The organism is Nostoc parmelioides FACHB-3921, assembly GCF_014696625.1.
GTDB classification, from domain to species: domain Bacteria; phylum Cyanobacteriota; class Cyanobacteriia; order Cyanobacteriales; family Nostocaceae; genus Trichormus; species Trichormus parmelioides.
The window spans coordinates 1-22,253 of the sequence record NZ_JACJQL010000042.1; the positions used below are offsets into that span (position 1 = coordinate 1).

Annotated in this window: 21 protein-coding genes and 1 rRNA gene; 11 read left to right on the forward strand and 11 right to left on the reverse strand. The window is 41.9% G+C overall.

All coding sequences use genetic code 11. From position 1 onward, the window contains the following. Window positions 1–103, forward strand: a 5S ribosomal RNA gene (gene rrf / locus H6G14_RS34360); the annotation flags it as partial. 250 nt (window positions 104–353) lie between these two features. Here the strand turns inward: rrf and H6G14_RS22360 are convergent. The 3 genes from H6G14_RS22360 to H6G14_RS22370 all read right to left on the reverse strand — a co-directional run bounded on the left by H6G14_RS22360 (window position 354) and on the right by H6G14_RS22370 (window position 3,202). Beyond that, window positions 354–863, reverse strand: coding sequence for a hypothetical protein (locus tag H6G14_RS22360; RefSeq protein ID WP_190569760.1), 510 nt, complete (start codon window positions 861–863; stop codon window positions 354–356). Between the two features lie 488 nt (window positions 864–1,351). Further along, a complete protein-coding gene (locus H6G14_RS22365; protein ID WP_190569762.1) occupies window positions 1,352–2,221 on the reverse strand; it encodes a DUF5895 domain-containing protein in 870 nt (289 codons plus the stop codon). A gap of 222 nt (window positions 2,222–2,443) precedes the next feature. After that, window positions 2,444–3,202, reverse strand: a complete 759-nt coding sequence (locus H6G14_RS22370; protein ID WP_190569764.1) for a Ycf66 family protein — start codon at window positions 3,200–3,202, stop codon at window positions 2,444–2,446. Between the two features lie 318 nt (window positions 3,203–3,520). Here H6G14_RS22370 and gndA point away from each other — a divergent pair, with 318 nt between their 5' ends. Beyond that, on the forward strand, window positions 3,521–4,951 hold the full coding sequence (gene gndA, locus H6G14_RS22375) for an NADP-dependent phosphogluconate dehydrogenase (protein ID WP_190569766.1): 1,431 nt from the start codon (window positions 3,521–3,523) through the stop codon (window positions 4,949–4,951). Window positions 4,952–5,073: 122 nt separating this feature from the next. On the opposite strand, the gene H6G14_RS22380 is transcribed toward gndA, so the two are convergent. Genes H6G14_RS22380 through H6G14_RS22390 form a run of 3 tightly spaced genes read right to left on the reverse strand, consistent with a single transcriptional unit; the run spans window position 5,074 to window position 6,869 of the window. Next, window positions 5,074–5,394 carry a type II toxin-antitoxin system HicB family antitoxin gene (locus H6G14_RS22380; RefSeq protein ID WP_190569768.1) on the reverse strand — a complete coding sequence of 107 codons (321 nt, stop codon included), beginning with the start codon at window positions 5,392–5,394 and terminating at the stop codon, window positions 5,074–5,076. Then, the gene (locus H6G14_RS22385; RefSeq protein ID WP_190569770.1) at window positions 5,384–5,680 is read right to left on the reverse strand and encodes a type II toxin-antitoxin system HicA family toxin; all 297 of its coding nucleotides are present in this window, start codon (window positions 5,678–5,680) and stop codon (window positions 5,384–5,386) included. Before H6G14_RS22385 ends, H6G14_RS22380 begins: the two co-directional genes overlap by 11 nt. A 58-nt stretch (window positions 5,681–5,738) precedes the next feature. After that, a complete protein-coding gene (locus H6G14_RS22390) occupies window positions 5,739–6,869 on the reverse strand; it encodes a serine/threonine-protein kinase (protein WP_190569772.1) in 1,131 nt (376 codons plus the stop codon). A gap of 151 nt (window positions 6,870–7,020) precedes the next feature. On the opposite strand from H6G14_RS22390, the gene H6G14_RS22395 reads away from it, so the two are divergent. Then, window positions 7,021–8,052, forward strand: coding sequence for a hypothetical protein (locus H6G14_RS22395; protein ID WP_011319300.1), 1,032 nt, complete (start codon window positions 7,021–7,023; stop codon window positions 8,050–8,052). Between the two features lie 6 nt (window positions 8,053–8,058). Here the strand turns inward: H6G14_RS22395 and H6G14_RS22400 are convergent, their stop codons facing one another. The 3 genes from H6G14_RS22400 to H6G14_RS22410 form a co-directional block, all read right to left on the reverse strand. Next, window positions 8,059–10,401: a two-partner secretion domain-containing protein gene (locus H6G14_RS22400; RefSeq protein WP_190569774.1), complete on the reverse strand. Its 2,343-nt coding sequence runs from the start codon at window positions 10,399–10,401 to the stop codon at window positions 8,059–8,061. 262 nt (window positions 10,402–10,663) lie between these two features. Continuing rightward, window positions 10,664–10,966 (reverse strand): hypothetical protein, encoded by a 303-nt coding sequence (locus H6G14_RS22405; protein WP_190569776.1) that lies wholly within the window; start codon window positions 10,964–10,966, stop codon window positions 10,664–10,666. A 512-nt stretch (window positions 10,967–11,478) separates the two neighbouring features. Continuing rightward, the gene (locus H6G14_RS22410; protein ID WP_190569778.1) at window positions 11,479–12,306 is read right to left on the reverse strand and encodes a carbohydrate ABC transporter permease; all 828 of its coding nucleotides are present in this window, start codon (window positions 12,304–12,306) and stop codon (window positions 11,479–11,481) included. 177 nt (window positions 12,307–12,483) lie between these two features. On the opposite strand from H6G14_RS22410, the gene H6G14_RS22415 reads away from it, so the two are divergent. The 5 genes from H6G14_RS22415 (at window position 12,484) to folE (ending at window position 17,502) form a co-directional block, all read left to right on the forward strand. Then, window positions 12,484–13,179, forward strand: a complete 696-nt coding sequence (locus tag H6G14_RS22415) for an aldehyde oxygenase (deformylating) (RefSeq protein ID WP_190569780.1) — start codon at window positions 12,484–12,486, stop codon at window positions 13,177–13,179. 242 nt (window positions 13,180–13,421) lie between these two features. Beyond that, complete coding sequence (locus H6G14_RS22420; protein ID WP_190569781.1) at window positions 13,422–14,441, forward strand: long-chain acyl-[acyl-carrier-protein] reductase; 1,020 nt, start codon at window positions 13,422–13,424, stop codon at window positions 14,439–14,441. 123 nt (window positions 14,442–14,564) lie between these two features. Then, the gene (locus H6G14_RS22425; protein WP_190569783.1) at window positions 14,565–15,545 is read left to right on the forward strand and encodes an acetyl-CoA carboxylase carboxyltransferase subunit alpha; all 981 of its coding nucleotides are present in this window, start codon (window positions 14,565–14,567) and stop codon (window positions 15,543–15,545) included. A 360-nt stretch (window positions 15,546–15,905) separates the two neighbouring features. After that, window positions 15,906–16,631 (forward strand): SDR family oxidoreductase, encoded by a 726-nt coding sequence (locus tag H6G14_RS22430; RefSeq protein ID WP_190569785.1) that lies wholly within the window; start codon window positions 15,906–15,908, stop codon window positions 16,629–16,631. A gap of 163 nt (window positions 16,632–16,794) precedes the next feature. After that, window positions 16,795–17,502: a GTP cyclohydrolase I FolE gene (folE, locus tag H6G14_RS22435; protein WP_190569787.1), complete on the forward strand. Its 708-nt coding sequence runs from the start codon at window positions 16,795–16,797 to the stop codon at window positions 17,500–17,502. Window positions 17,503–17,690: 188 nt separating this feature from the next. Here folE and H6G14_RS22440 read toward each other — a convergent pair whose 3' ends face one another. Beyond that, window positions 17,691–18,338: a phosphoribosylanthranilate isomerase gene (locus tag H6G14_RS22440; RefSeq protein ID WP_190569789.1), complete on the reverse strand. Its 648-nt coding sequence runs from the start codon at window positions 18,336–18,338 to the stop codon at window positions 17,691–17,693. 128 nt (window positions 18,339–18,466) lie between these two features. On the opposite strand from H6G14_RS22440, the gene psaK (H6G14_RS22445) reads away from it, so the two are divergent. The 3 genes from psaK (H6G14_RS22445) to H6G14_RS22455 all read left to right on the forward strand — a co-directional run bounded on the left by psaK (H6G14_RS22445) (window position 18,467) and on the right by H6G14_RS22455 (window position 21,390). Beyond that, complete coding sequence (gene psaK / locus H6G14_RS22445; protein ID WP_011319310.1) at window positions 18,467–18,721, forward strand: photosystem I reaction center subunit PsaK; 255 nt, start codon at window positions 18,467–18,469, stop codon at window positions 18,719–18,721. A 247-nt stretch (window positions 18,722–18,968) separates the two neighbouring features. Further along, window positions 18,969–19,247: a photosystem I reaction center subunit PsaK gene (gene psaK / locus H6G14_RS22450; RefSeq protein WP_190569791.1), complete on the forward strand. Its 279-nt coding sequence runs from the start codon at window positions 18,969–18,971 to the stop codon at window positions 19,245–19,247. 364 nt (window positions 19,248–19,611) lie between these two features. Beyond that, a complete protein-coding gene (locus H6G14_RS22455; protein WP_242053508.1) occupies window positions 19,612–21,390 on the forward strand; it encodes a choice-of-anchor I family protein in 1,779 nt (592 codons plus the stop codon). A 308-nt stretch (window positions 21,391–21,698) separates the two neighbouring features. On the opposite strand, the gene H6G14_RS22460 is transcribed toward H6G14_RS22455, so the two are convergent. After that, a complete protein-coding gene (locus tag H6G14_RS22460) occupies window positions 21,699–22,241 on the reverse strand; it encodes a phycobiliprotein lyase (protein ID WP_190569793.1) in 543 nt (180 codons plus the stop codon). Between the last annotated feature and the right edge of the window lie 12 nt (window positions 22,242–22,253).

Below are 22,253 nucleotides of genomic sequence, written 5' to 3' on the forward strand. Positions count from 1 at the left end.
GCAGTGGTCCCACTCTGACTCCATCCCGAACTCAGTTGTGAAACGCTGCTATGGCTACGATAGTCTAGGGGTTGCCCTATGCCACAATCGCTCGGTGCCAGGTTCTATTCTTCATCAAAAACCCCCTTCTAATCTACTTGAAGGGGGTTTTTGCTGAAGGGGTGACAGATTTTTCTGTTCTCCCAAATCGCTACATCCTTTTTTCGATAACAATCCTTATCATTTGATAGATCTTGTTGAAAATACCTGACCTATCTCTTTTTACCCCAAAACGGTCACAATCTCCTATTTACTCGGATTCAGAAGCTTTGTCACCCCGTCAGGGGTTTTTGTTTTGTATTATGTGTGATTTGCTATTGATAGCGACGTAACTTGTATTGAGTATTCAACTGAATATTACAGTTCGCAGAAATAGGATTATAGCTACAGGTATAAGAACCTAGTAGGTCTTTTTGATAATTAAATACTCGGACGTTGTAACCGTCTCTTCTTGCAGTACTACCCAGGCGATTTACAAAATCATAACGTTCTAAATAGTCTAACAAGCTCCAAATTTGCTGATTGACGATTAAATCTACTCGTCCAGCTTCATTTTTAGTAGCTGGATATGCTATCCAATTATCTAACAGCTTGTTTTCGGAGTTTTCTTTTGACCACCATAAGCTCGGAGTGGTTAATCCTGATAAGTTAATAGTGTTGGCTGTAATTACGGAGTCTTTTGGTTGAGTTAGTAAATCTAGATCCAACGGTGCGTCAGAAGGTAGGGGTACAAATGTGGTTTGCGCCAGTGATGATGAAATCGGAAAAATGGAAATGGTACTCAGAGTTATGGTTAGTAATAATGGCAATTTGTGTCTAAGCATAACTTAAATTAGAGGTCTGGAGACTATATACCTAGAGATCGTAACTTTTTAACATGGAAATCAGACTTTGATTAACCTTTGTGCTTTCTTAAATTATAATTTGGGCGATCGCTACCTCCCACTCACCACCCTAACTGGCGATCACAATCTTCAATAGAGAATTATTAAAATTATCTGAAAGGAATATATTCAATTACATTTATCCATTCATCAATCTCTGAAGCCTTGGTATTTATTAACCAATCTGTTTATTAACCAATCTGTCTGACCTGGAAAGTGCTGTCAAAATTTATCGTCAAAGTTTTCGCATTGAAGCTATGTTCAAAGATTGTAAAACAGGTGGTTACCATCTGGAAGGTTCTACAGATAGCCCTGATAGACTTGTGCGTTTAATTTTCTTAATTGCTTTAGCCTTAACAATATGCTGTGATGACTCGTATCATGTTACGTCATCTTGTTGTCTTAAAGATTTACTTTATAAATAGTCTCTAATAGGGTGGATAGCCGAAATCATCTTCATCAGGATAAATGTAAGAGCTAGAAACCCCAGCCATCGCCATTTTCGGAGTTTCTGTTCTGACAGGTTCCTTGCCAAAATCTTTGTAATCTTCAAATGTTTTACAAATAATTGCAGATTCGGGTGCGTCGGAAGCTATTAGGTAATTAGTCAGATTAGCAATTGATGGATGCTCATAATCTACGGTTGAAGCCACCAAAACCGTATTTGGTTCAATGCCTCTTTCTTCACACTCAATAATCGGGCAGAAAATACCGTGAGCATGGAACAACGGCCCTTTCGGCGTGATTGGTTGCTTGCGGTATAAAGCATAAGCTCTTTCTATCTCCGCCACAAAACCACTAACTACTTTGCCTTGTTGAAATTCACAATAAGTTTTGCTAAAACTTGCCCCGGCTGCACCATTCAAGGTTAATTGCAGTGGTGACTCATGCAGAAACTTTTTATTTTCACCAACCAAGAAAATTAGATAACGCGTAAAGGTCTTAAATTTCAGTTTATCTGCCAAAAACGCATCATAATTTTCTTTCAACGTTCCCAATTTGATACCAGTCTCTCTGTCTTTAACAGACAAAGGCCCTCGCCGCACTATCACTATTCGGGGAGTAGCACTAATGAAAACTGTTTCGATACCGGAACTAAATTCATGTTCCACCTTTTGCCAATTTTCATCTGGCTGAAAGCCGACAGCTTGAGCATTATCCAGCTTAATCGCTAAACCGTGATGCTGAATACCATCTGTGCCATACCGAGGATTAATCATCTGACACCAAGGGAGGACTTGAGAAGGGGGTGCATTAAATTTCTCGTCCTCAAAGTCGAACTTAGCAGATGCTTTCATCGTTTTAGGCTATGGGGTGTTTTTCTGGGGAACTTAGTCGGCACAATACCGGCATATAAAGGCAGTTAAAGAAACCAACCTATTGCTTTTCCAGATTAAGACAGAATCAATCTATGTTGCAATCCCTGTTTTGTTTTTTAACAACAACTTCATCTCAGCTTTCACCGTATTTTCCCCAGTTAACACCTAATTTTCCCAAAAACCGCCTAAACCCTTAATTTTTTATGAAGTTGGCGGTAGTGACTCCGGTGGTGCTTCTGCGGGGGGAGCGAGTACCGCATCAGGGGCAATTTCTTCCACAGGAATTGGTTCTTTCTCTTCAGCCTCAGGATGTGTTTGAGCTGCTTCCACCAATTCAGGGGCTGGGGGATTGGGTGGAATCACTTCTGGGACAATTTCCGTGGTGGAGTCAGTATCAGTAGACAATACTGCTGCTGGTGGTTCTGTAGTAGTTGTTGGGGATGAAGTCTCTTTAGTGGTAACGGTCTCCTCAGTAGGTTTTTCCGTTTTATCAACAATTTCAACAGATGGTTTTGGAGTAGTTTGTACTGGAGCAGTTGTAACTTTTTTATTACCAGTCTGTTGTACTTTATTTTTCAAACCACTAAAAGTGCTACCAATATCTTGTTGTAACTGGGCAATTTTTTCTTGAAGAGAAAACTTAGCAGCTTGTTCTTGGATAGTTGACTGTACTGCCTCAGGACTTGGTACTGTGGTTTGTTGTGCTAGGGGAGTCACCTGGCGACGCAATGAAAGAGTTTGCCAGCCAAACCAAACTAGGAGTGCCACACTAGCCACATGACCCAATAAGAGACCTCCAGAAATTTTTGGTGCAAAAATCCACAAAACTAGGGCATAAAAAAGCCCTACTCCACTCCAAATAAAATCATTCTTACGGTGGATTTCGGGAAAAAAGAAAGCTGCAATGTAGATTGCTAAACTACCAAGGCCAACCACCAAGGCTAGGACATTTGCCAGCATTTTTTGGTTACTCCTTTTATGAGGGATTGGATATTGGGGACTGGGGATTGGGAAGCGGGGATTAGGGATGGAAAATATGTCTCACTTTCTTCTCTCGTTTCCTAGTACCCAGCACCTAGTCCCCAATCCCTAGCCCCCAATTTCGCAAATTTTACAAGTTAATTGTTGATTTGGATACAAATTAAAACTATTTATCTGTGTTACTAGTGAGCTTTTATTCTTTAAATTAACTCTTAATGTCTTCTTTAGGGGAGAAGAGAAAAACTCAGTCTACCCTTAAAGATGAAAGAACCTGCAAGAGTTAGCCAAACATAGTTTATGACACTACAAAGCTTTGGTGTGATTGGTTTAGCCGTTATGGGCGAGAATATCGCTCTAAACGTGGAGCGTAATGGCTTCCCAATTGCAGTTTATAACCGTTCCAGAGAAAAAACCGATGCTTTCATGGCACAGCGTGCTGGTGGACGCAACGTTAAAGCTGCTTTTACCCTGGAAGAGTTTGTCGCCGCACTAGAACGTCCCCGCAAGATTCTGGTGATGGTGCAAGCTGGTAAACCAGTGGATGCAGTAATTCAGCAGCTCAAACCTCTACTAGATGAAGGCGATATCATCATCGACGGTGGCAACTCTTGGTTTGAAGATACCCAAAGACGGACTCAAGAACTAGAACCAGCAGGCTTACGCTTCCTGGGGATGGGTGTCAGTGGTGGTGAAGAAGGCGCACTGAATGGCCCTTCACTGATGCCCGGTGGTACACAAAGTTCTTACGAGTATCTGTCCCCCATTTTCAACAAAATTGCTGCTCAAGTTGATGACGGCCCTTGTGTAACTTATGTTGGCCCTGGTGGTTCCGGTCACTACGTCAAAATGGTACACAACGGTATTGAGTATGGCGATATGCAGTTAATTGCAGAAGCCTACGACTTGCTGAAAACTGCCGGTGGGCTGAATGCTCAACAGCTACATGAAGTATTCGCCCAATGGAATACTACCGACGAACTCAATTCCTTTTTGATTGAGATTACAGCCAATATCTTCCCCTACGTTGACCCAGAGACCAAATTACCCTTGGTTGATTTGATTGTTGACGCAGCTGGTCAAAAGGGAACTGGACGCTGGACAGTACAAACTGCTTTGGAATTGGGTGTTTCTATCCCCACCATTACAGCAGCCGTAAATGCTCGGATTATCTCTTCCATCCGAGATGAGCGGATTGCTGCATCTAAGCAGTTGACAGGCCCCAGTGGTAAATATGACGGCGATACCAAGGAGTTTATCAACAAAGTCCGGGATGCACTTTACTGCTCCAAGATTTGTTCTTATGCTCAAGGGATGGCGCTGTTATCCACAGCCTCAGCCACATTTAATTGGAATTTGAATCTGAGTGAAATGGCGCGGATTTGGAAAGGTGGTTGTATTATTCGCGCTGGCTTCTTGAATAAGATTAAGAAGGCATTTAACGAAAATCCCGCATTACCCAACTTGCTACTCGCTCCTGAATTTAAGCAAACAATTCTCGACAGACAAGCAGCTTGGCGGGAAGTAATCATCACAGCTGCCAAACTCGGTATCCCTGTACCCGCATTTAGCGCATCCTTGGATTATTTTGACAGCTATCGCCGCGATCGCCTACCTCAAAACCTCACCCAGGCACAACGCGACTACTTCGGCGCACACACCTACTTGCGTACCGATAAAGCTGGCGCTTTCCACACAGAATGGGTTCCCATCGCTGAAGCGAAGAAATAAGCTGGTAATTCTCTAAATTCTGAACTTAATTTATTAGTGACTCTAAAATTTAGAGTCACTTTTTTATCAAGTTAAGTCCACTCGTACAGTCACCCAAGAAAACTTGGTTAATTTGGATTAACCTACGGAACATACATACACAAGCATTTTTCTATCCAAGAATTAAGGCTTTGACCCTCTTTCTTCGCTTTGATGGCGATGGTTTTATGTAATTCAGGGTTAATTCTGAGCATGAGTTTTCCTGAAAAGGGTTTTTCAGGTTCTTCACCACGTTCTTGACAAAATTCTAAATAATCATCTACTGAATCATGAAAAGCTTGCTTTAGCTCTTTCACGCTGTCACCCTGAAATGTAATCACATCTCGAAGGTTGATTATTTCCCCATGAAAAATCTCAGCTTCATCGTCAAATTCCACAATGGCTTCATACCCTTTATATTTCATTGTCACTAAGTCCTCCCGTATCCAAGTCCTCCTTAACCCCAGACTCTGTTAAGAAGCGACGCATAGACTTAACAGCACCTTTATCGGTTTCTTTTTCCGGGTGTGGTCTGTGAAAAGTCGCCTTGACACCATTAAGAGCTATTCTCACTCTTGACCCCCTTCCTTCTGACACTTCCGCACCAAGGGCAATTAGCATAGACTCAATATCACTCCAAGGAATATTGGATCTAACGGGATTTTCAAAAATGTCATCCAGTGTTTTTTGATGTTTACTGTTAAGTCCCATTATATAGTATCATTTATTGATACTATTATCCATCGTACTGGTGACATTTTGCCAGATGTTAGCCGTTATTATTACCAAGATATTTAGCTTTTAATTCTTCTAGCTCTAAATCAATTGCGCTCTTAGCAGAATTATTATTAGTTGCAGGTTGTGGCTGTATATTTTGCGGTTTCGATTTTCCTCCAGGCAAAAATTGCGTTTTCAATTCCTCTAATTCCAAATCAATTTGACTCTGGGTTTTTGACACAGGTTTTGGAGGAGGCGTTTGTGGGGCTTGATGACTCGATTTTGCTGGTGTATTTGCTACTGGTGAATGTTGATTTAAATCTTTTAAAACTTCCTCTACAGTTTGATAGCGTCTTGCGGGAACGCTTTCTGTCATTTTGTTGATAATTTTAGCTAGATAATTACTAACTGGTGGTTTTATATATTGCTGCCATACCCAAGTATCATTGTTGGTGTCATAGGAATCAAAAGGCGATCGCCCAGTCAACAAATTAATACAAGTCACGCCTAAACTATAGATATCACTGGCAAATATAGCCCTACCCCGCATTTGCTCTGGTGCAACATATTCAGGACTACCAATACTTGTCCCAGTGTGATTTAAGGCTGTATTAGTAGCAGATTTAGAAGCACCAAAATCTACTACAACTAATTTGTTATCACTATTACGTAAGATAATATTTTCTGGCTTAATATCCCGATGAATCACCTGTCTGTAATGACAAAATTGCAGTACAGGTAACAGGTCATTTAATAGTTGAATAGTCCGCGTTTCACTGAAAACACCGTTATGTGCTAGTTCCTGCGCCAAGTTTAACCCATCAATAAATTCTTGTACCAAGTATTGGCGATCGTCTTGGGTAAAGTATGCTAAAAGTTCGGGAATTTGCGGATGCTTACCCAATTCGTCTAACTGTATGGCTTCTTGAGTAAATAACTCCACCGCTTTTTGGACTGTGTTAGTACCTTGAGCTTGGGGATAAAATTGCTTAATGACACAGCGAGGTTTGGAGGGTTTATCTTCATCCACTGCTAAGAAAGTTCTGCCAAAACCACCTTGTCCGATGGGTTTGATAGCCCGATACCGTTCTTTTAGGAGTAGCTTAGAACCACAACTCAGGCAAAATTTCACATCATGAGGATTTTCAGGCTTGGGACAACGGGGGTTAAGACAGTAGCTCATTGGTGGGATGGCGTTCACATCGCTCTTACTGTCTTTATTTTGCCTTGTGCTAGCCCAGAGTGGTTATATTCCTTATCTCAACACTCTATTGAGCCGATGTGACCAGATTGTGTAATAATAAGCCGATCGCTAGAGTAATAAGTTACCGACTGTGCAATCAACGGATAATATCAACGACCTGGCAGCAGCCTTACAACAGCCTGCGGATCTCACTTTTGAACTGCCCGATCCCGAAGATGAACAGATTCCAGAGTCAGACTTCCAACAGCAGTTGGATGTAGCTTGGCAGGTATGCGATCGCTTTGATTTGCAAACCGAAATCTGGCGGGGAAGAATCTTAAGAGCAATCCGCGACAGAGAAAAGAAAGGTGGCGACGGGCGTGGTACAGGCTTTCTCAATTGGCTGAAGGAACGAGAAATAAGTAAGAGTCAAGCATACGCCTGGATTCAACTAGCAAACAGTGCTGACACCCTTTTAGAAGAGGGCAAACTTGAACCAAGTGCAGTTAATAATTTTAGTAAACGGGCTTTTGTGGAAACCTCCAAAGCCTCCCCAGAAGTGCAACAAATGGTTAGTGAAGCCGCCAGCAAAGGCGATCGCATCACTAGGCGCGAAGTCCGTCAACTCACTGACGAATGGACGGCAATGTCGTCAGATTTATTACCAGAACCAGTTAAGGTAAAAGCCGCAGAAAATTCCCTTCCTCCGCGCTACATTGCCCCTTTGGTGAAGGAAATGGAAAAACTGCCAGAATCACACCAAAAATTCATTCAGCGAGAAATAGCTGCGAATCCCGATGTGGACACTCTCAAACAAGCCACAACAGAGGCGCGTCAATTAGGCAAATATCTCAAATCTGCTGCCCAAGTCCAAGCTTTAACAGAGAATGATGTAGATATTGAAACAGCCCTAGAAGAAGCTCAAAGAGTCGGCTGTTTGAGTGTAGCGGCTGATTTAGTCAATCAAGCATCCCAAATAGAACAAACCATTGCCAAGTTATATATGACTTGGAAACGTATCAGTAATTTAGCAGATAGATTATATGTAGATACTGGCGCAAGTACACCCAACTTGCGATCGCTCCTCAGTTGCATAGAACCATTAGGTGGTGAAGTCATGGAAGTGCAACTCAGTGGCGCGACTGAACACACAGTCCGTTTGCAAATTCAGGAAACGAATTAGACGCGATTAATTGCGTCCGTACTTGTTAGAGATGTGATTAATCGCGTCTTTCCCTAATACAGCGCAAGCTGACGAATGTAGGGTTGGGGTGTGAGGAGTTACAGTAGGTGCTTGCGCCACTAGTACTACATTACCGTCGCGATCTATTTGCCAGCCTTGCGCTTCTAAAATCTGGGGAGGAGCGCTCAAATTAACCTGTTGTGTTTGTTGTTCAGGAATACTATGAACACTATTGTCTATCTCTGTCGGTAATGCAGTCCATCCTACTAACACAGCATCATCAATCAGTGTATCAATGGGGCTAGGTACCATTCCTCCGCGTCCTGTAGAGACAAACGAACTTCTTTGTGAACTTCGATGAGGACTACAACTAGCAGCAATTTTCTCAGAAGCATCAATGAGATTTCTCGGCAATTCTACTAACCCTTTACTGGGGTCAGCATCTGGTGTATTAATTTGTACAATGCCATTGAATGAAGGGCTTTGCTGAGAAAAAGCTGTAATGTCGCTGGTTGGCAATTGGTTAGGATTGAGTAGGTTTGGGTCTTCAGTGTTTAATAGCCTAACTAAGTCTGAGCGATCGCGCTGTATAAACCCAAAAATTTTCTTGGCGTTGATGGTGATCTTACCACCAATGCCAGAGAAGGCATTAGCCGTAATATCATTATTGCCTAAGGGTGCAGTAAACACAAAGCCATTAGGTGCATTGATTGTGATATTACCGCCATTTCCCGGAGCGTTGGATGTGCCTGCACTAGTCGAAATCAAACTGTTACGGCGCATCTGTAGCGAGTCTTGCACCAGTAAATTTATATCACCACCCTGACCTGACCTAGTATTAGAAGTGATTTGTCCTTGATTGTCTAGCAATATAGACTTAGCTGTTATATTTAATTGTCCTGGTGTTCCTGAGTTGGCTGGATTGTTGAATGCTCCCACATTTACAATTAATTGCCCACCGTCGCGGACAATTAATTTCCCTGTGGTGATATTAACTGTTCCTGCATTTTGAGCATTTCTAGTCCCCGCAGACAAGAAGCTAGAAAAAAGTGTTTTCACATTTCCTGCTATCTCTACTGACTCCGAAGCGTTGACTATGATATTTCCGCCTTTTCCTTCAGCTGGTATCACGGGTGAATTATTAGTCCTCAACAATCCACTAGACTCTGCTGTTACAACGCCTCCATTGAGGATACGCAACTTCCCAGTAGTGATTTTAATGTCACTTGCTCTGCCTTGACCTGCACTGATGCCAATTAATCCAGTAATTGTACTTGACAAATTATCACTCTCAATAATGTCTACAGATTCGGAGGCATTGATCAGTAAATTTCCAGAACTTCCCCGACTGATGGTAGAAGTAGCTATCTGTGCGCCATTCTGAACAATTAACTTTCTTGCATTAATCGTTATATCTTTACCATTGGCGCTACCAGTCGTGATACTTCTCAAGCGCACACTTTCACCACTGAGTTCTACGGAGTTACCCTGTAGACGAATCTCACCGCCATTATTACCAGTAGTATCTATCTGAGATGGTAACTGTGTACCATTAGCCCCTTGGCGAATTCTCAATTGAATGTTGCGAAATTCTTGCACGCCTTGATACCCTATTAACCAACCTTGGTTGATTGGATTCAAGGTCACTAGACTATTGGGAGCAACACTTCCTAGTTCAATTTTTCCTGATGGTACCGTTAAGTTGCCGCCTTCTAGTGTTATGTTGCCGCCCACAAAGGCCAATGTATTACCATTTGGGACTTGTAGACCAACAAATCTACCACTTGTATTCCGTGCTTGAGATTGATTTTTTATAGGATTTGCCGTTGCGCCAAATTGTAACCCACTAGGAATACTAATTGTCAGCACAGATGTGTTTTGAGGATTGATGGTACTAAATTGAGTACCATCGGCAAAATTCAGACTATTTGCCGTACTTGCTAAAAAGGAAGCGCGAATATTTAATGCAGCATTAGCACCAAAAATAATTCCATTGGGATTGATCAGCAACAGGTTGGCTGTGCTATCAGATTTGATTATGCCATCAATACTAGAAATAGAACTACCAGTTACTCGGCTAATGATGTTTTGGACACTACCGATTGTTTTAAACTCAGCCGTATAGTTTTCTGGCACAGAAAAATCCTGAAAACTATGGAACAAATTACGTCTATCAGCAGATAAGGTTCCACCTTCGATAATTATGTTGTTTTCTTGTTTTGTGACTCTGGAGTTTTCAGGTAGAGTACTATCTTGTGTAATTTGGGCGATCGCAGTGTTTACAGATAAACTTATTAAACTACTGACTGCAACCCCTAAACCTTTAACCCACATCCCAAAAGTATTCATACCAGCTACACCCCACAGAAACAATCCCGGTTGACAATTGATGGCAACATTAAACCAACATCAATTATGGCTGATGAGGATGTTTCTTAAATATAAATTTGTGTTGATAACACTCTCGTCACGCTGAAAGATCGTTAATTTTCCAGAGAGTTTCGATAATATATGATAAGAATAATTTATTTTTTTAAATAAAAATAATATTGGAGACAATAAAATTCTCTTGCCTCCATTGAGACTACATCAATATGCAGCCAATTTTTATTTATCCACAAGGGCAGCGAACAAAATCTTGTTTTTCTTCTGACCAGCAAATACAACAATCACCATTATTTTGTGTAACAAAATTAGCCGTATCCATTAAATTTGCAGTCTTTGCTGTAATTTTATTGCTATCAAGGATAAACTGAATTTTAACAGCGTCTTCTCCTGAGATCTGACAATTTTTGAAAATCTCCGTTAGCCTAGAACTTTTCAATAATGCCAGTAATTCCTCCTGAATTAATACTTGCAAATCCGCTAATGTTTGTGAGTCAGAAACTGATGTTTTTAATGTGGAAGAATCCATAAATTTTGTGTGTTGCTAAATGGGTAGATGTAGGACTAAATTTTTTCACTAATAAGTTTAAGACCAGCTTTATTGCAAGATTTTCATCGAAGGCGGCTATACCTCCCACCCATTGAAGGGAGTGGGAGGTATAGCCGCCCTACCACCGTTAACTGCTGACTGATGACTATTAACCGTCAATGGTCAACGTGAAGTTCCATCCCCTTCTAGGGGTGGAATGAGCTTAAATCTAACGGCTAAGAACTTTAAAACCCATTAGAAGAATCAGTTCGCATAAAGCAATGACAACTCTTAGCTAATTATTTATTGATCAGGTGGGGATGAATTATGCAATCAGTAACAAAAGTTTATATTCTCTAGGCAGTTGCTCAAGGATATAACTGAGATGATTATGCGATCGCTCATACCACTCATACTAGATTTAGATTTCTCTCAAGCCCACCAAAACCATGATCAAGTGTGCAATAACCGCACTACTTGCATTTTTAAACATCAAGTATAAATCCTATATTTCAATTCTTTATACCCGTTGTAGCAATTCCCCGGATAAACTGACGCTGACCGATGAGAAATAGCACCATCACCGGTACGGTTGCAATAGTAACAGCCGCCATCATCAAAGGCCAATTATTGGTGAATTGCTCTTGAAATTCTGCCAATGCTAGTTGCACAGTTCTTAATTCCGGCCTTGTAGTAAACACCAAAGGTTTAAATAAATCATTCCATTCGGCGATAAAGGTGAACAGAAACAGCGTTACCAAGGCGGGACGAGCAAGAGGTAACATTACCTGCCACAAAATTTGTAGTCGGTTTGCCCCGTCGATAGTTGCGGCTTCTTCCAACTCTACGGGAATTGTCTGGAAATATTGACGCAAGAGGAAAATGCCAAAACCATTAACAGCAGTTGGTAAAATTAGCGCTCCGTAAGTATTAATCAAGTGTCCCCACTTCAACACCAAAAAGATGGGAATCACTAATAATTGAAAGGGGATGATCAAAGTTGCTAAAACAATCAAAAGTAGTGTTTGCTTCCCTCGGAATTTCAGCCTTGCCAGGGCGTAACCAGCTAAGGCAGAAGTCACAATCTGAAATGCCGTCACTGCGATCGCTACCAAGGTAGAATTAGCGAATGCCAACAAGAACTTACCTCGTTGCCAAGCGTCGCGGTAATTAGCTAATGACCAATTATTTTTGGGCAAAAGTTCTAAATTTGAACCTGGAGGTGCAAAAGAAGTGAGAAAAACCACAAACAGTGGCAACAACACAATAAATGCCCCCAACAGTAGCGCTGCTAGACTCCAAAAATCAGCAGATTTCCAATTCCAGTTTAGTTTGGTCATGAGTTAGATCGCCAAGCACTTGTTTCTTTGGTAATACAGTATCGAACTCAGCAACCGCTAATCTATAACATAGGCAATTGTTAAGTAAAATTAAACCACAGTGAGCATTACCTTAAATTCATAGGGTAAATTAAAGTCTGGTATCAAATAATTCAGGTTTACAGGAGTAAACATATCATGCAGCAGGTTGCAGCCGATTTAGAAATTGATTTCAAGAGCGAAAAATATAAAGATGCCTATAGTCGCATAAATGCGATCGTGATTGAAGGGGAACAAGAAGCATATGAGAATTACATTCAACTAGCCCAACTGCTGCCAGACGACAAAGAAGACCTCATTCGCCTCTCGAAAATGGAAAGCCGTCACAAAAAAGGATTTGAAGCTTGTGGACGGAACCTGCAAGTATCCCCAGACATGGAATTTGCTAAAGAATTTTTTGCTGGACTACACGGCAATTTCCAAAAAGCGGCGGCTGAAGGTAAAATTGTTACCTGTCTATTGATTCAGTCTTTGATTATTGAATGTTTTGCGATCGCTGCATACAACATCTACATTCCCGTTGCTGACGATTTTGCCCGTAAAATCACCGAGGGTGTAGTCAAAGATGAATATAGCCATCTTAACTTCGGCGAAGTTTGGTTACAGAAAAATTTCGCTCAATCAAAAGCAGAACTAGAAGAAGCTAATCGTCATAATCTTCCCATAGTCTGGAAAATGCTCAATCAAGTCGCGGATGATGCCGCAGTCTTAGCTATGGAAAAAGAAGCCCTAGTCGAAGATTTTATGATTCAGTACGGTGAAGCGTTAAGTAATATTGGCTTCACAACCAGAGATATTATGCGAATGTCAGCTTACGGACTCACAGCAGCTTAAGTAGTTCTGATTCCTGATTAAAGTAAGACTGCCAGTTATTATCGGTTTCAGACTGGTGATGGGTAATAGGTAATGGGTAAAAGTTTATTCCCAATTATCAATTACCAATTACCCATGATCAAACTCATCACTCAGGACTCAGCATTCATCACGCTTTGTATAGTATTTTTAAGAGTTAAGTATTATCTCTTATCCACATATCCCACGCATTCGCCAAGGCACAAGCCTAAATATATCACTCCATGTTTGGTCTAATTGGACATCTGACAAGTTTAGAACACGCTCAAGCGGTAGCTCAAGAACTGGGATACCCAGAATACGCCGACCAAGGGCTAGATTTTTGGTGCAGCGCTCCACCGCAAATAGTTGACCACATTAAAGTTACTAGCATTACTGGTGAAATAATTGAAGGGAAGTATGTAGAATCTTGCTTTTTACCGGAGATGCTAGCCAGTCGTCGGATTAAAGCCGCAACCCGCAAAGTCCTCAATGCTATGGCTCATGCTCAAAAGAATGGCATTGATATCACAGCCTTGGGTGGTTTCTCTTCGATTATTTTTGAAAACTTTAAATTGGAGCAGTTTAGCCAAGTTCGTAATGTCACACTAGAGTTTGAACGCTTCACTACAGGCAACACTCACACAGCGTATATTATCTGTCGGCAGGTAGAACAAGCATCTCAACAACTCGGTATTGAACTCTCTCAAGCAACAGTAGCTATATGTGGGGCTACTGGTGATATTGGTAGTGCAGTTACTCGCTGGCTGGATGCTAAAACAGACGTAAAAGAACTGCTGTTAATCGCCCGTAATCAAGAACGTCTCCAAGAGTTGCAAAGCGAGTTGGGACGCGGTAAGATCATGAGCCTGGATGAAGCACTGCCCCAAGCTGATATTGTAGTCTGGGTAGCCAGTATGCCTAAAGGCGTGGAAATTAATCCTCAAGTTTTGAAGCAACCCTGTTTGCTGATTGATGGGGGTTATCCGAAAAACTTAGGTACAAAAGTTCAGTATCCTGGTGTTTATGTACTGAACGGCGGTATCGTCGAGCATTCTCTGGATATTGACTGGAAAATCATGAAAATAGTCAATATGGATGTACCTGCACGCCAATTATTTGCTTGTTTTGCGGAATCTATGCTCTTGGAATTTGAGAAGTTGTACACGAACTTTTCTTGGGGGCGCAATCAGATTACCGTAGACAAAATGGAGCAGATTGGTCAAGCATCAGTGAAACATGGGTTTAGACCACTGCTGGTTTAGAGGCTGGGAACTGGGGACTGGGGATGAGGAAGAAAAATACACCCTAGTCACAAAATTGTACCCAATCCCCAATACCCAATTCCTAATACCCAACACCCAATCCCTAATACCTAATCCCTAACTATGGCTACAACTGAGCGCAAACCACTACTGTTAGATTTTGAAAAGCCACTAGCAGAACTGGCAAACCGGATTGATCAAATTCGGCAACTGGCAGAGGAGAATGGCGTAGATGTGTCTGGTGAGATTCGCAAGCTAGAAACACGCGCTATGCAACTGCGTGAGGAAATCTTTAGCACTCTGTCCCCCTCTCAACGGCTACAAGTAGCACGTCATCCCCGCCGTCCTAGTACCCTCGATTACATTCAGGCCATCAGTGATGAATGGATGGAGTTACATGGCGATCGCTGTGGTGGTGATGATCCGGCTTTAATTGGTGGTGTGGCGCGTTTGGGTGGTAAACCTGTGGTGATGTTGGGTCATCAAAAAGGACGAGATACCAAAGATAATATTGCTCGTAATTTCGGGATGGCGACTCCAGGCGGCTATCGCAAAGCCATGCGCCTGATGGAACACGCCAACAAATTTAGTATGCCGATTTTGACATTTATCGATACTCCCGGTGCTTTACCTACGGTGGTAGCCGAACGCCAAGGTGCAGGGGAAGCGATCGCCTACAATTTGCGCGAGATGTTTTCTTTGGATGTGCCAATTATCTGCACTGTTATCGGTGAAGGTGGTTCTGGTGGTGCTTTGGGTATTGGTGTAGGCGATCGCCTATTAATGTTTGAACACTCCGTCTATACTGTAGCCACCCCCGAAGCCTGTGCGGCAATTCTTTGGAAAGATGCTAGCAAGTCTCCCCAAGCAGCCGTCGCTCTGAAAATCGTCTCCCATGACCTGAAAAATTTGGGCATTATTGACCAGATATTACCTGAACCCACAGGTGGCGCTCATTCTGACCCCTTAACAGCTGCTACAACCTTAAAACAAGCCCTGTTAGATAATTTGGATGGACTAGACCGCTTAACATCACAAGAACGCCGCCAACTGCGTTATGAGAAATTCCGCAAAATTGGTGTATTTACAGAAGTTGCACATTAACAAACGCGCTTAATTGATTTATTACCCAAAACCAGTGTTATAATTACCTGTGGCTACTTAAAGATTTTTAACAATCTCATCAGCCATAGGTATTTATATCTAAATAGCCATTAATTTTAGATCGGTGGCTGTGTCAAAGTATTTGCTAATTAACTGTAGTGACATGGGCTAGTCTTTAAACTAGCGTTTGTTATTTTTGTGTAAACTGGAATTGCATAGAACACTAATTATAGCAAATAATCATAGCATTTGTCAGGGAATATCATCGAAATTTAAGGTTAATTTAATCTATTTGACTCTAAAAGTTTCGATAATTGGGTGACAAGGGCTTGCAAAACTGCCAAAAAATTGGGAGAAAGCATGAGTTTGGAGCAGAAACGACGCGCTCTGATTACTGGGGCAAGTAGTGGAATTGGCAAAGCAACGGCATTAGCCTTTGCAAAAGCGGGAATAGATGTGGCGTTGGTGAGCCGTTCTGGTGATAAATTAACACCTGTAGTAGAAGCAGCAAAACAAACTGGAGTAGTAGCCAAAGCGTATACTGTAGACTTAGCAGACGTATCGCAAGTAGAGGCGAAAATCCAAGCGATCGCTATTGACTTTGGAGACATAGATATTCTTGTAAATAATGCGGGTGTAGCATATACAGCTACCTTGAGTGAAACCCCCTTAGCAGACTGGCAACAAGTAATTAACTTGAACCTGACCAGTGTATTTGAATGTATTAAAGGAATTTTGCCAACAATGCGCGATCGGCATACAGGCACAATCATCAATGTGTCTTCGATTGCAGCTAAACAATCTTTTCCGCACTGGGGAGTTTACAGCGTCAGTAAAGCAGGATTAATGGCACTTTCTCAAACTTTGGCACAAGAAGAACGTGTCCACGGTATTCGGGTAACTGCAATTTGTCCTGGGGCTGTGAATACTGGACTTTGGGATACAGAGACTGTCAAAGCTGACTTTGACCGTTCCAAAATGCTCACCCCAGAAATTGTGGCTCAGTCAATTCTCTACGCTGCCTTATTACCACCACAAGCAGTAATTGATGAATTGACACTCATGCCCAGCGCAGGTGCGCTGTAATCCGTAATTCGTAAATTCGTAATTCGTAATAGCCTACAGCTAGGCTTGCACTAATCCAGAGAAAGCTAACTCCTACGTAGTTTGTAGGATTATTTTGAATTCTGAATTTTGAATTCCCCTTACGGGGTTAACCATTGAACAAACCATAACCAAGACTGAAATTATGACTATTGCTAGTTCCAACGGTTCTAATCGCTCTCAATCACCCCTAATTACCGATTTGGCAGAAGCTATTAATACCAGACCTGACCGCAACACCCATAATGGCCGAGAACCAGAATTGCACCAACCTTCAGAAGAAGATATGGAATCAATGATGGGTGCAGTTAGGTCAATATTAGTGGGTGTCGGAGAAGACCCAGAAAGAGAAGGTCTATTGAAAACACCAAAGCGCGTAGCAGAGGCGATGCGATTCCTGACCAGTGGCTATAACCAATCTTTAGAAGAATTACTCAACGGTGCTGTCTTTGATGAAGGTCATAACGAGATGGTACTAGTGCGAGATATCAACTTCTTTAGCTTATGCGAACACCATATGTTACCCTTCATGGGCAGAGCGCACGTTGCTTATATTCCTAACCAGAAGGTAGTAGGACTAAGTAAGCTAGCCCGCATTGTCGAGATGTATTCCCGACGCTTGCAAGTACAAGAAAGGCTGACTCGCCAAATTGCTGAAGCTGTGCAGACCATTTTAGAACCCCAAGGTGTGGCGGTTGTGATGGAAGCTAGCCATATGTGCATGGTGATGCGTGGTGTACAAAAACCAGGCTCTTGGACTGTAACTAGTGCCATGTTAGGCGTATTCCAAGAAGAACAAAAAACTAGAGAAGAATTCTTTAACTTGATTCGTCATCAACCAGCGTTCTTTTAGGGAATAGGGGATGGGGAATGGGGAATAGGGAATGGGGAATGGGTAATAACTTATTCCCCTGTTTTTTCCTACCACTCCCTACTGGCGTGTCTAGACTAAAATGTTGCATTATGCTTCTCTTGTGGGATTGGCTTCTAGCCCGTCCGGTGCAGGCAAGATGCCTACACTACAAAAACTTCTTTTATGCACTATTTCAGACTAGACACGCCACTAGTTCCCAATTTTTCAAATAGTAGTGCAACTTTATCTAAATCTTTGTCCCCTGGTTTAACTTCGACACCGCTAGATAAATCAATACCATCAGGATTCAGTTGGCTTAAAGCTTCTAAAATATTGTCTGGTGTCAGTCCCCCGGCTAGTAACCAAGGGCAACTTGGGCGAAATTTTTGTAACATCTCCCAATCTAAAGTTTGACCAGTCCCACCCAATTGCTGGGGATGATAGGCATCAAGTAATAAAGTATTTATATATTGAGTGTAAATAACTGCTTGCTCCAGATGCTCAAAACTGCGAACTCGCAAAGCCTTCAGAATTTCTACTTGGGGAAGCGATTGACGTAATTGGTCGCAAAACTCTGGAGTTTCGTCACCATGTAACTGCACACCAGTTAAGCCAGAATCAACAACTGTCTGCTTAATTTCTGCAATACTGCTATTGGCGAAAACGCCGATTTTATCAATATTTTCTGGTAAGGGTGTCACAGCAGCCCGAATTTGTGCGGCTGTAACGTAACGCGGTGAAGAACGTACACATATAAATCCTAGCGCTGTTGCACCCAAAGAGGCGATCGCTACTGACTGTTGTGGTTGAGTGATGCCGCAAATTTTCACACGCATAAGAATTTCCAATATTGGGAACTAAAAAAAGTCGAATTTTGATCGATTAAGTTCGGTTGTGTCCTAACTAACTCTATAATTTTCTAGGTCTAGATTAACTTTGCCCTAGATATTTAGGAGACAAAAGCTTGATTTCATCAACCTTATTAGCAGTAGCTGCAACTGTACCTGCAACCCCTGAGTGGTCGCCAACCGTAGGCATTATCATTAGTGCTAGCAGTGTAGTAGCTCTTTTGTTCGCTCTCAAAGTTGAATATCCCCAAGTCGGCCCTAAATTCCCTGGGCTACCTATCAGTGTTCCCACCTTTATCGGTGCAATGGCTTTTGGTCATGTTCTTGGTATTGGTATAGTCTTGGGGTTGACTAATATTGGTCGTCTGTAGAATTGGATATCGCTAAGACTAGAAATTTTTGGTCTTAACGAATTCAAGTTTACAAATAATTTCCGTTCTTTCTCCAGCGATGAAACTTGCCATTTGGGTGCAGTTAGCTTTTGCATCATTACCCCAACTTAAGAAGGAGAGTTGAACCTTTCTTCTGAGAGAGGATTCTGCGGCTTCACCAAGCGGAGTATTGATGTTGCTGTTAACTAATCAGCTAAATCAATTTATTCATGCAGGAGAAAGAACTATGCTCTCATCAATCCTACTAGCAGCTCAAGCCACCGTACCCAACACAGGTACAACCTGGAACTGGAATGGCACACCTATTATCATCGCTAGTTGTCTATTAGTACTTTTAATTGCTGGCAGGTCAATTCGCTACCCTCATGTGGGGCCAAAGATGCCTTTGCCTTTCCCTTCAATTTTCAATAATCCCAGCGTTCCCACATTTTTGGCGGCTATGAGTTTTGGTCATATTATTGGCGTTGCTGCCGTGTTGGGATTGACTAACCTTGGTGTTATTTAGTTAATTTGTCTGCAATCCTGCCCTCTTCTCTCAGACTAAGGTCTATGGGAACACCAGAAAATGAATTATCCGAAATTGATCGTTTGGTAAGGTGCGTCAGTGCATTTTGTGTGTAGGCCATAACTGCTTGGGAGAGAGACTGATAATTCTCGCCCATCTGAAAATGTTGGCAGAGAAAGATAACGGTTATGATAAGTTTTCCTTGATTTAAATAAAGAATACGTAAAAATACGGTAATTAATCTTTAGTTAACCTAAATTTATATTTGCCTTAACCTTAGACTAATAAATTTTCCGATGTATCTGTAACTGACAATTTACTGAATTTCCTCTGAAAACTTCCGACTAATTTAGTCTACTCAGTAATGAGCCATCAAACTCCGCCAGCCCTAATTTTAGGCTTGTGGGGAAGTTTTCATGCTACGAATTTGCGGTACGAAATCAACAAATCAGGCATCAGTTATTATATCGAAACCATGACTATCCAAAAGCTTATCGCCATAATAGCTCCATCTTTTATTCTTTTAGGAGCAATATTGGCTCCAGCAGAGGCAACTACTCTCAAACCGATAGGTACTTATAGTACAGGTCTATTTGAGCAGGGTGGCGCAGAAATTCCAGCTTACGACCCTGTAAGTCAACGGCTATTCGTAATTAATGGCGGAACTAGTAGTATTGATGTCATCAGTATTAGTGATCCGACTAAACCCTCATTCCTGTTTAATATCGGGATTCAAAACTATGGTAGAGGGGTTAATAGCGTCGCTTTTAAGAATGGCTTACTGGCCGCAGCTGTTGAAGATTTTACGCCCCAAAATCCTGGTAAGGCTGTATTTTTTGATGTTAATGGCAACTTAATCAATTCCGTTAATGTTGGAGCATTACCAGATATGCTCACTTTTACGCCAGATGGCAAACGTGTCTTAGTAGCCAATGAAGGTGAGCCGAATACCAACTATACAGTTGACCCCGAAGGCTCAATTAGTATTATTGATATAGCTGACTTCAGTGTCGTCAATGCTGGTTTTAGTCAGTTCAATAGTCAAATCAATCAGTTACGGGCAGATGGAGTGAGAATTTTTGGCCCTAACGCTACAGTTGCTCAAGATTTAGAACCAGAGTATATAACTGTTTCCCCTGATTCTACTAAGGCTTGGATATCGTTGCAAGAAAATAATGCGATCGCCACCTTAGACCTAATTAAGAATGAGATTATTAATATCAGCCCCTTAGGCTTTAAGGATCATAGCCTGCCAGGTAATGGTTTTGATGCTAGCGATCGCGACAATGCCATTAATATTGCCAATTGGCCTGTATTGGGAATGTATCAACCCGATGGTATAGCTTCCTATACCGTTAATGGCAAAACTTATATTGTCACCGCTAACGAAGGCGACGCACGGGATTACGATGGTTTTGGGGAACAAGTGCGCCTGGGTAATAATCAGTATGTCCTTGACCCTACAGCATTTCCTAATGCTAATGTTTTAAAAAACAATGCTAATTTAGGTCGCCTCAATGTCACCACGGCTTTAGGCGATGAAAACAAAAATGGTTCGTTTGAAAAGATTTACTCCTATGGTGCGCGCTCTTTCTCCATCTGGGAATCGGATCAGGCTACTGGTAAGCTCAAGTTAGTGTTTGATAGTGGCGACCAATTTGAACAAATTATTGCCCAACGTCTACCAGCGTTTTTCAACTCTAATAATACTGAGAATAGTTTTGATACCCGTAGTGATGACAAGGGGCCGGAACCAGAAGACGTAAAGATTGCCAAAATTAATGGTCGCTTTTACGCCTTTGTTGGCTTGGAACGGGTAGGAGGCGTGATGGTATATGACATTACTAATCCAGCCAAACCCGTTTTTGTAGACTATGCTAACAATCGTGATTTTACAGTTCCGCTACAAAGTCCAGGTGGAACGACAAACCCAGCAGCCGGAGACTCAGGGCCAGAAGGCTTACTATTTATCTCAGCTACCGATAGTCCCAATCAGAAGCCTTTGTTAATTACCGCCAATGAAATCAGTGGAACAACTACCATCTACTCTTTTGATATAGAAACAGTCCCTGAACCCGGAACTATGCTTGCTTTAGGTGCAGTTGTTTCAACTACCATCCTGAGAGTAAAGCGCAGACGCTAAGTCAAATTTCTTTGGTCATGGCTAACTAACGCCTTGTGCAACTTTCTCTAGAACATAACCACCAACCCCTTCCCTTGTAGGGGAAGGGGAATAATAGTTTAACGTGAGTTCGATGACCTCTCCCCAAACCCCTCTCCGACGCGGAGAGGGGCTTAAATATCCTGAAAGCTCAGGGAAAAATTAGGATTTTGAAGCCTCTCTCCTTGCAGGGGAGAGGTTTGGAGAGGGGTTTTTTAAATTCATCGAACTCACGTTAATTTCAGGAGTCATTAGTCCAAAGCAATAGAAGAATAACCATTGACTAATCACTACTGAACTATTCTCTTTTCTATATATTGACCTATCATTAATTGCTCACCAGCACGAGAAATAATAGTTTGTCTGGTGCGATATTTGTTACCTATTAACTTTAATTCTTCCTCAAATACTGAACCATTGTATTCGGTTCGCAAACATAGGGTTTTGGGGTTAGGAAAATTATACTGGGCTGTAACTGGTTTAGAAGTGGCAAAACCGCGATCGCGGTACAAGATGTTTCCTAAAGCACCAAATAGTGTGGAACCTTCAGACTCACTCCTATTCTTGAGAACATCTGTACTGCACCATGTAACCTCTGCACCACAGATCAAAAAAACTGACTCAGCTAACTTATGTATCTGAGCCAGTTTTTGTAATTCATCGCAACCTTGTTCCAAAAATCGGATAGTAATCATACTCACCATCTCCTTGGTTTCTCCATCAGGGAGAGTGTAATAACGCCTTTGTGAACGCCACTCACCAACTGACTCTCGAAAAAACTCGATGATTTGGGATTCATCAACTGTGCGTGCAAGTTTTGACAGTGATTTCACTCGTGATTGTCC

What these genes read in the sequence shown, in the direction of transcription:
- H6G14_RS22370 (WP_190569764.1), bottom strand. Translation starts at nt 3,202, where the DNA reads ATGCTGGCAAATGTCCTAGCCTTGGTGGTTGGCCTTGGTAGTTTAGCA.
- H6G14_RS22415 (WP_190569780.1), top strand. Translation starts at nt 12,484, where the DNA reads ATGCAGCAGGTTGCAGCCGATTTAGAAATTGATTTCAAGAGCGAAAAA.
- psaK (WP_190569791.1), top strand. Translation starts at nt 18,969, where the DNA reads ATGCTCTCATCAATCCTACTAGCAGCTCAAGCCACCGTACCCAACACA.
- H6G14_RS22430 (WP_190569785.1), top strand. Translation starts at nt 15,906, where the DNA reads ATGAGTTTGGAGCAGAAACGACGCGCTCTGATTACTGGGGCAAGTAGT.
- H6G14_RS22455 (WP_242053508.1), top strand. Translation starts at nt 19,612, where the DNA reads ATGAGCCATCAAACTCCGCCAGCCCTAATTTTAGGCTTGTGGGGAAGT.
- H6G14_RS22420 (WP_190569781.1), top strand. Translation starts at nt 13,422, where the DNA reads ATGTTTGGTCTAATTGGACATCTGACAAGTTTAGAACACGCTCAAGCG.
- H6G14_RS22360 (WP_190569760.1), bottom strand. Translation starts at nt 863, where the DNA reads ATGCTTAGACACAAATTGCCATTATTACTAACCATAACTCTGAGTACC.
- H6G14_RS22380 (WP_190569768.1), bottom strand. Translation starts at nt 5,394, where the DNA reads ATGAAATATAAAGGGTATGAAGCCATTGTGGAATTTGACGATGAAGCT.
- folE (WP_190569787.1), top strand. Translation starts at nt 16,795, where the DNA reads ATGACTATTGCTAGTTCCAACGGTTCTAATCGCTCTCAATCACCCCTA.
- H6G14_RS22385 (WP_190569770.1), bottom strand. Translation starts at nt 5,680, where the DNA reads ATGGGACTTAACAGTAAACATCAAAAAACACTGGATGACATTTTTGAA.
- H6G14_RS22405 (WP_190569776.1), bottom strand. Translation starts at nt 10,966, where the DNA reads ATGGATTCTTCCACATTAAAAACATCAGTTTCTGACTCACAAACATTA.
- H6G14_RS22365 (WP_190569762.1), bottom strand. Translation starts at nt 2,221, where the DNA reads ATGAAAGCATCTGCTAAGTTCGACTTTGAGGACGAGAAATTTAATGCA.
- H6G14_RS22400 (WP_190569774.1), bottom strand. Translation starts at nt 10,401, where the DNA reads ATGAATACTTTTGGGATGTGGGTTAAAGGTTTAGGGGTTGCAGTCAGT.
- H6G14_RS22410 (WP_190569778.1), bottom strand. Translation starts at nt 12,306, where the DNA reads ATGACCAAACTAAACTGGAATTGGAAATCTGCTGATTTTTGGAGTCTA.
- H6G14_RS22440 (WP_190569789.1), bottom strand. Translation starts at nt 18,338, where the DNA reads ATGCGTGTGAAAATTTGCGGCATCACTCAACCACAACAGTCAGTAGCG.
- gndA (WP_190569766.1), top strand. Translation starts at nt 3,521, where the DNA reads ATGACACTACAAAGCTTTGGTGTGATTGGTTTAGCCGTTATGGGCGAG.
- H6G14_RS22425 (WP_190569783.1), top strand. Translation starts at nt 14,565, where the DNA reads ATGGCTACAACTGAGCGCAAACCACTACTGTTAGATTTTGAAAAGCCA.
- H6G14_RS22390 (WP_190569772.1), bottom strand. Translation starts at nt 6,869, where the DNA reads ATGAGCTACTGTCTTAACCCCCGTTGTCCCAAGCCTGAAAATCCTCAT.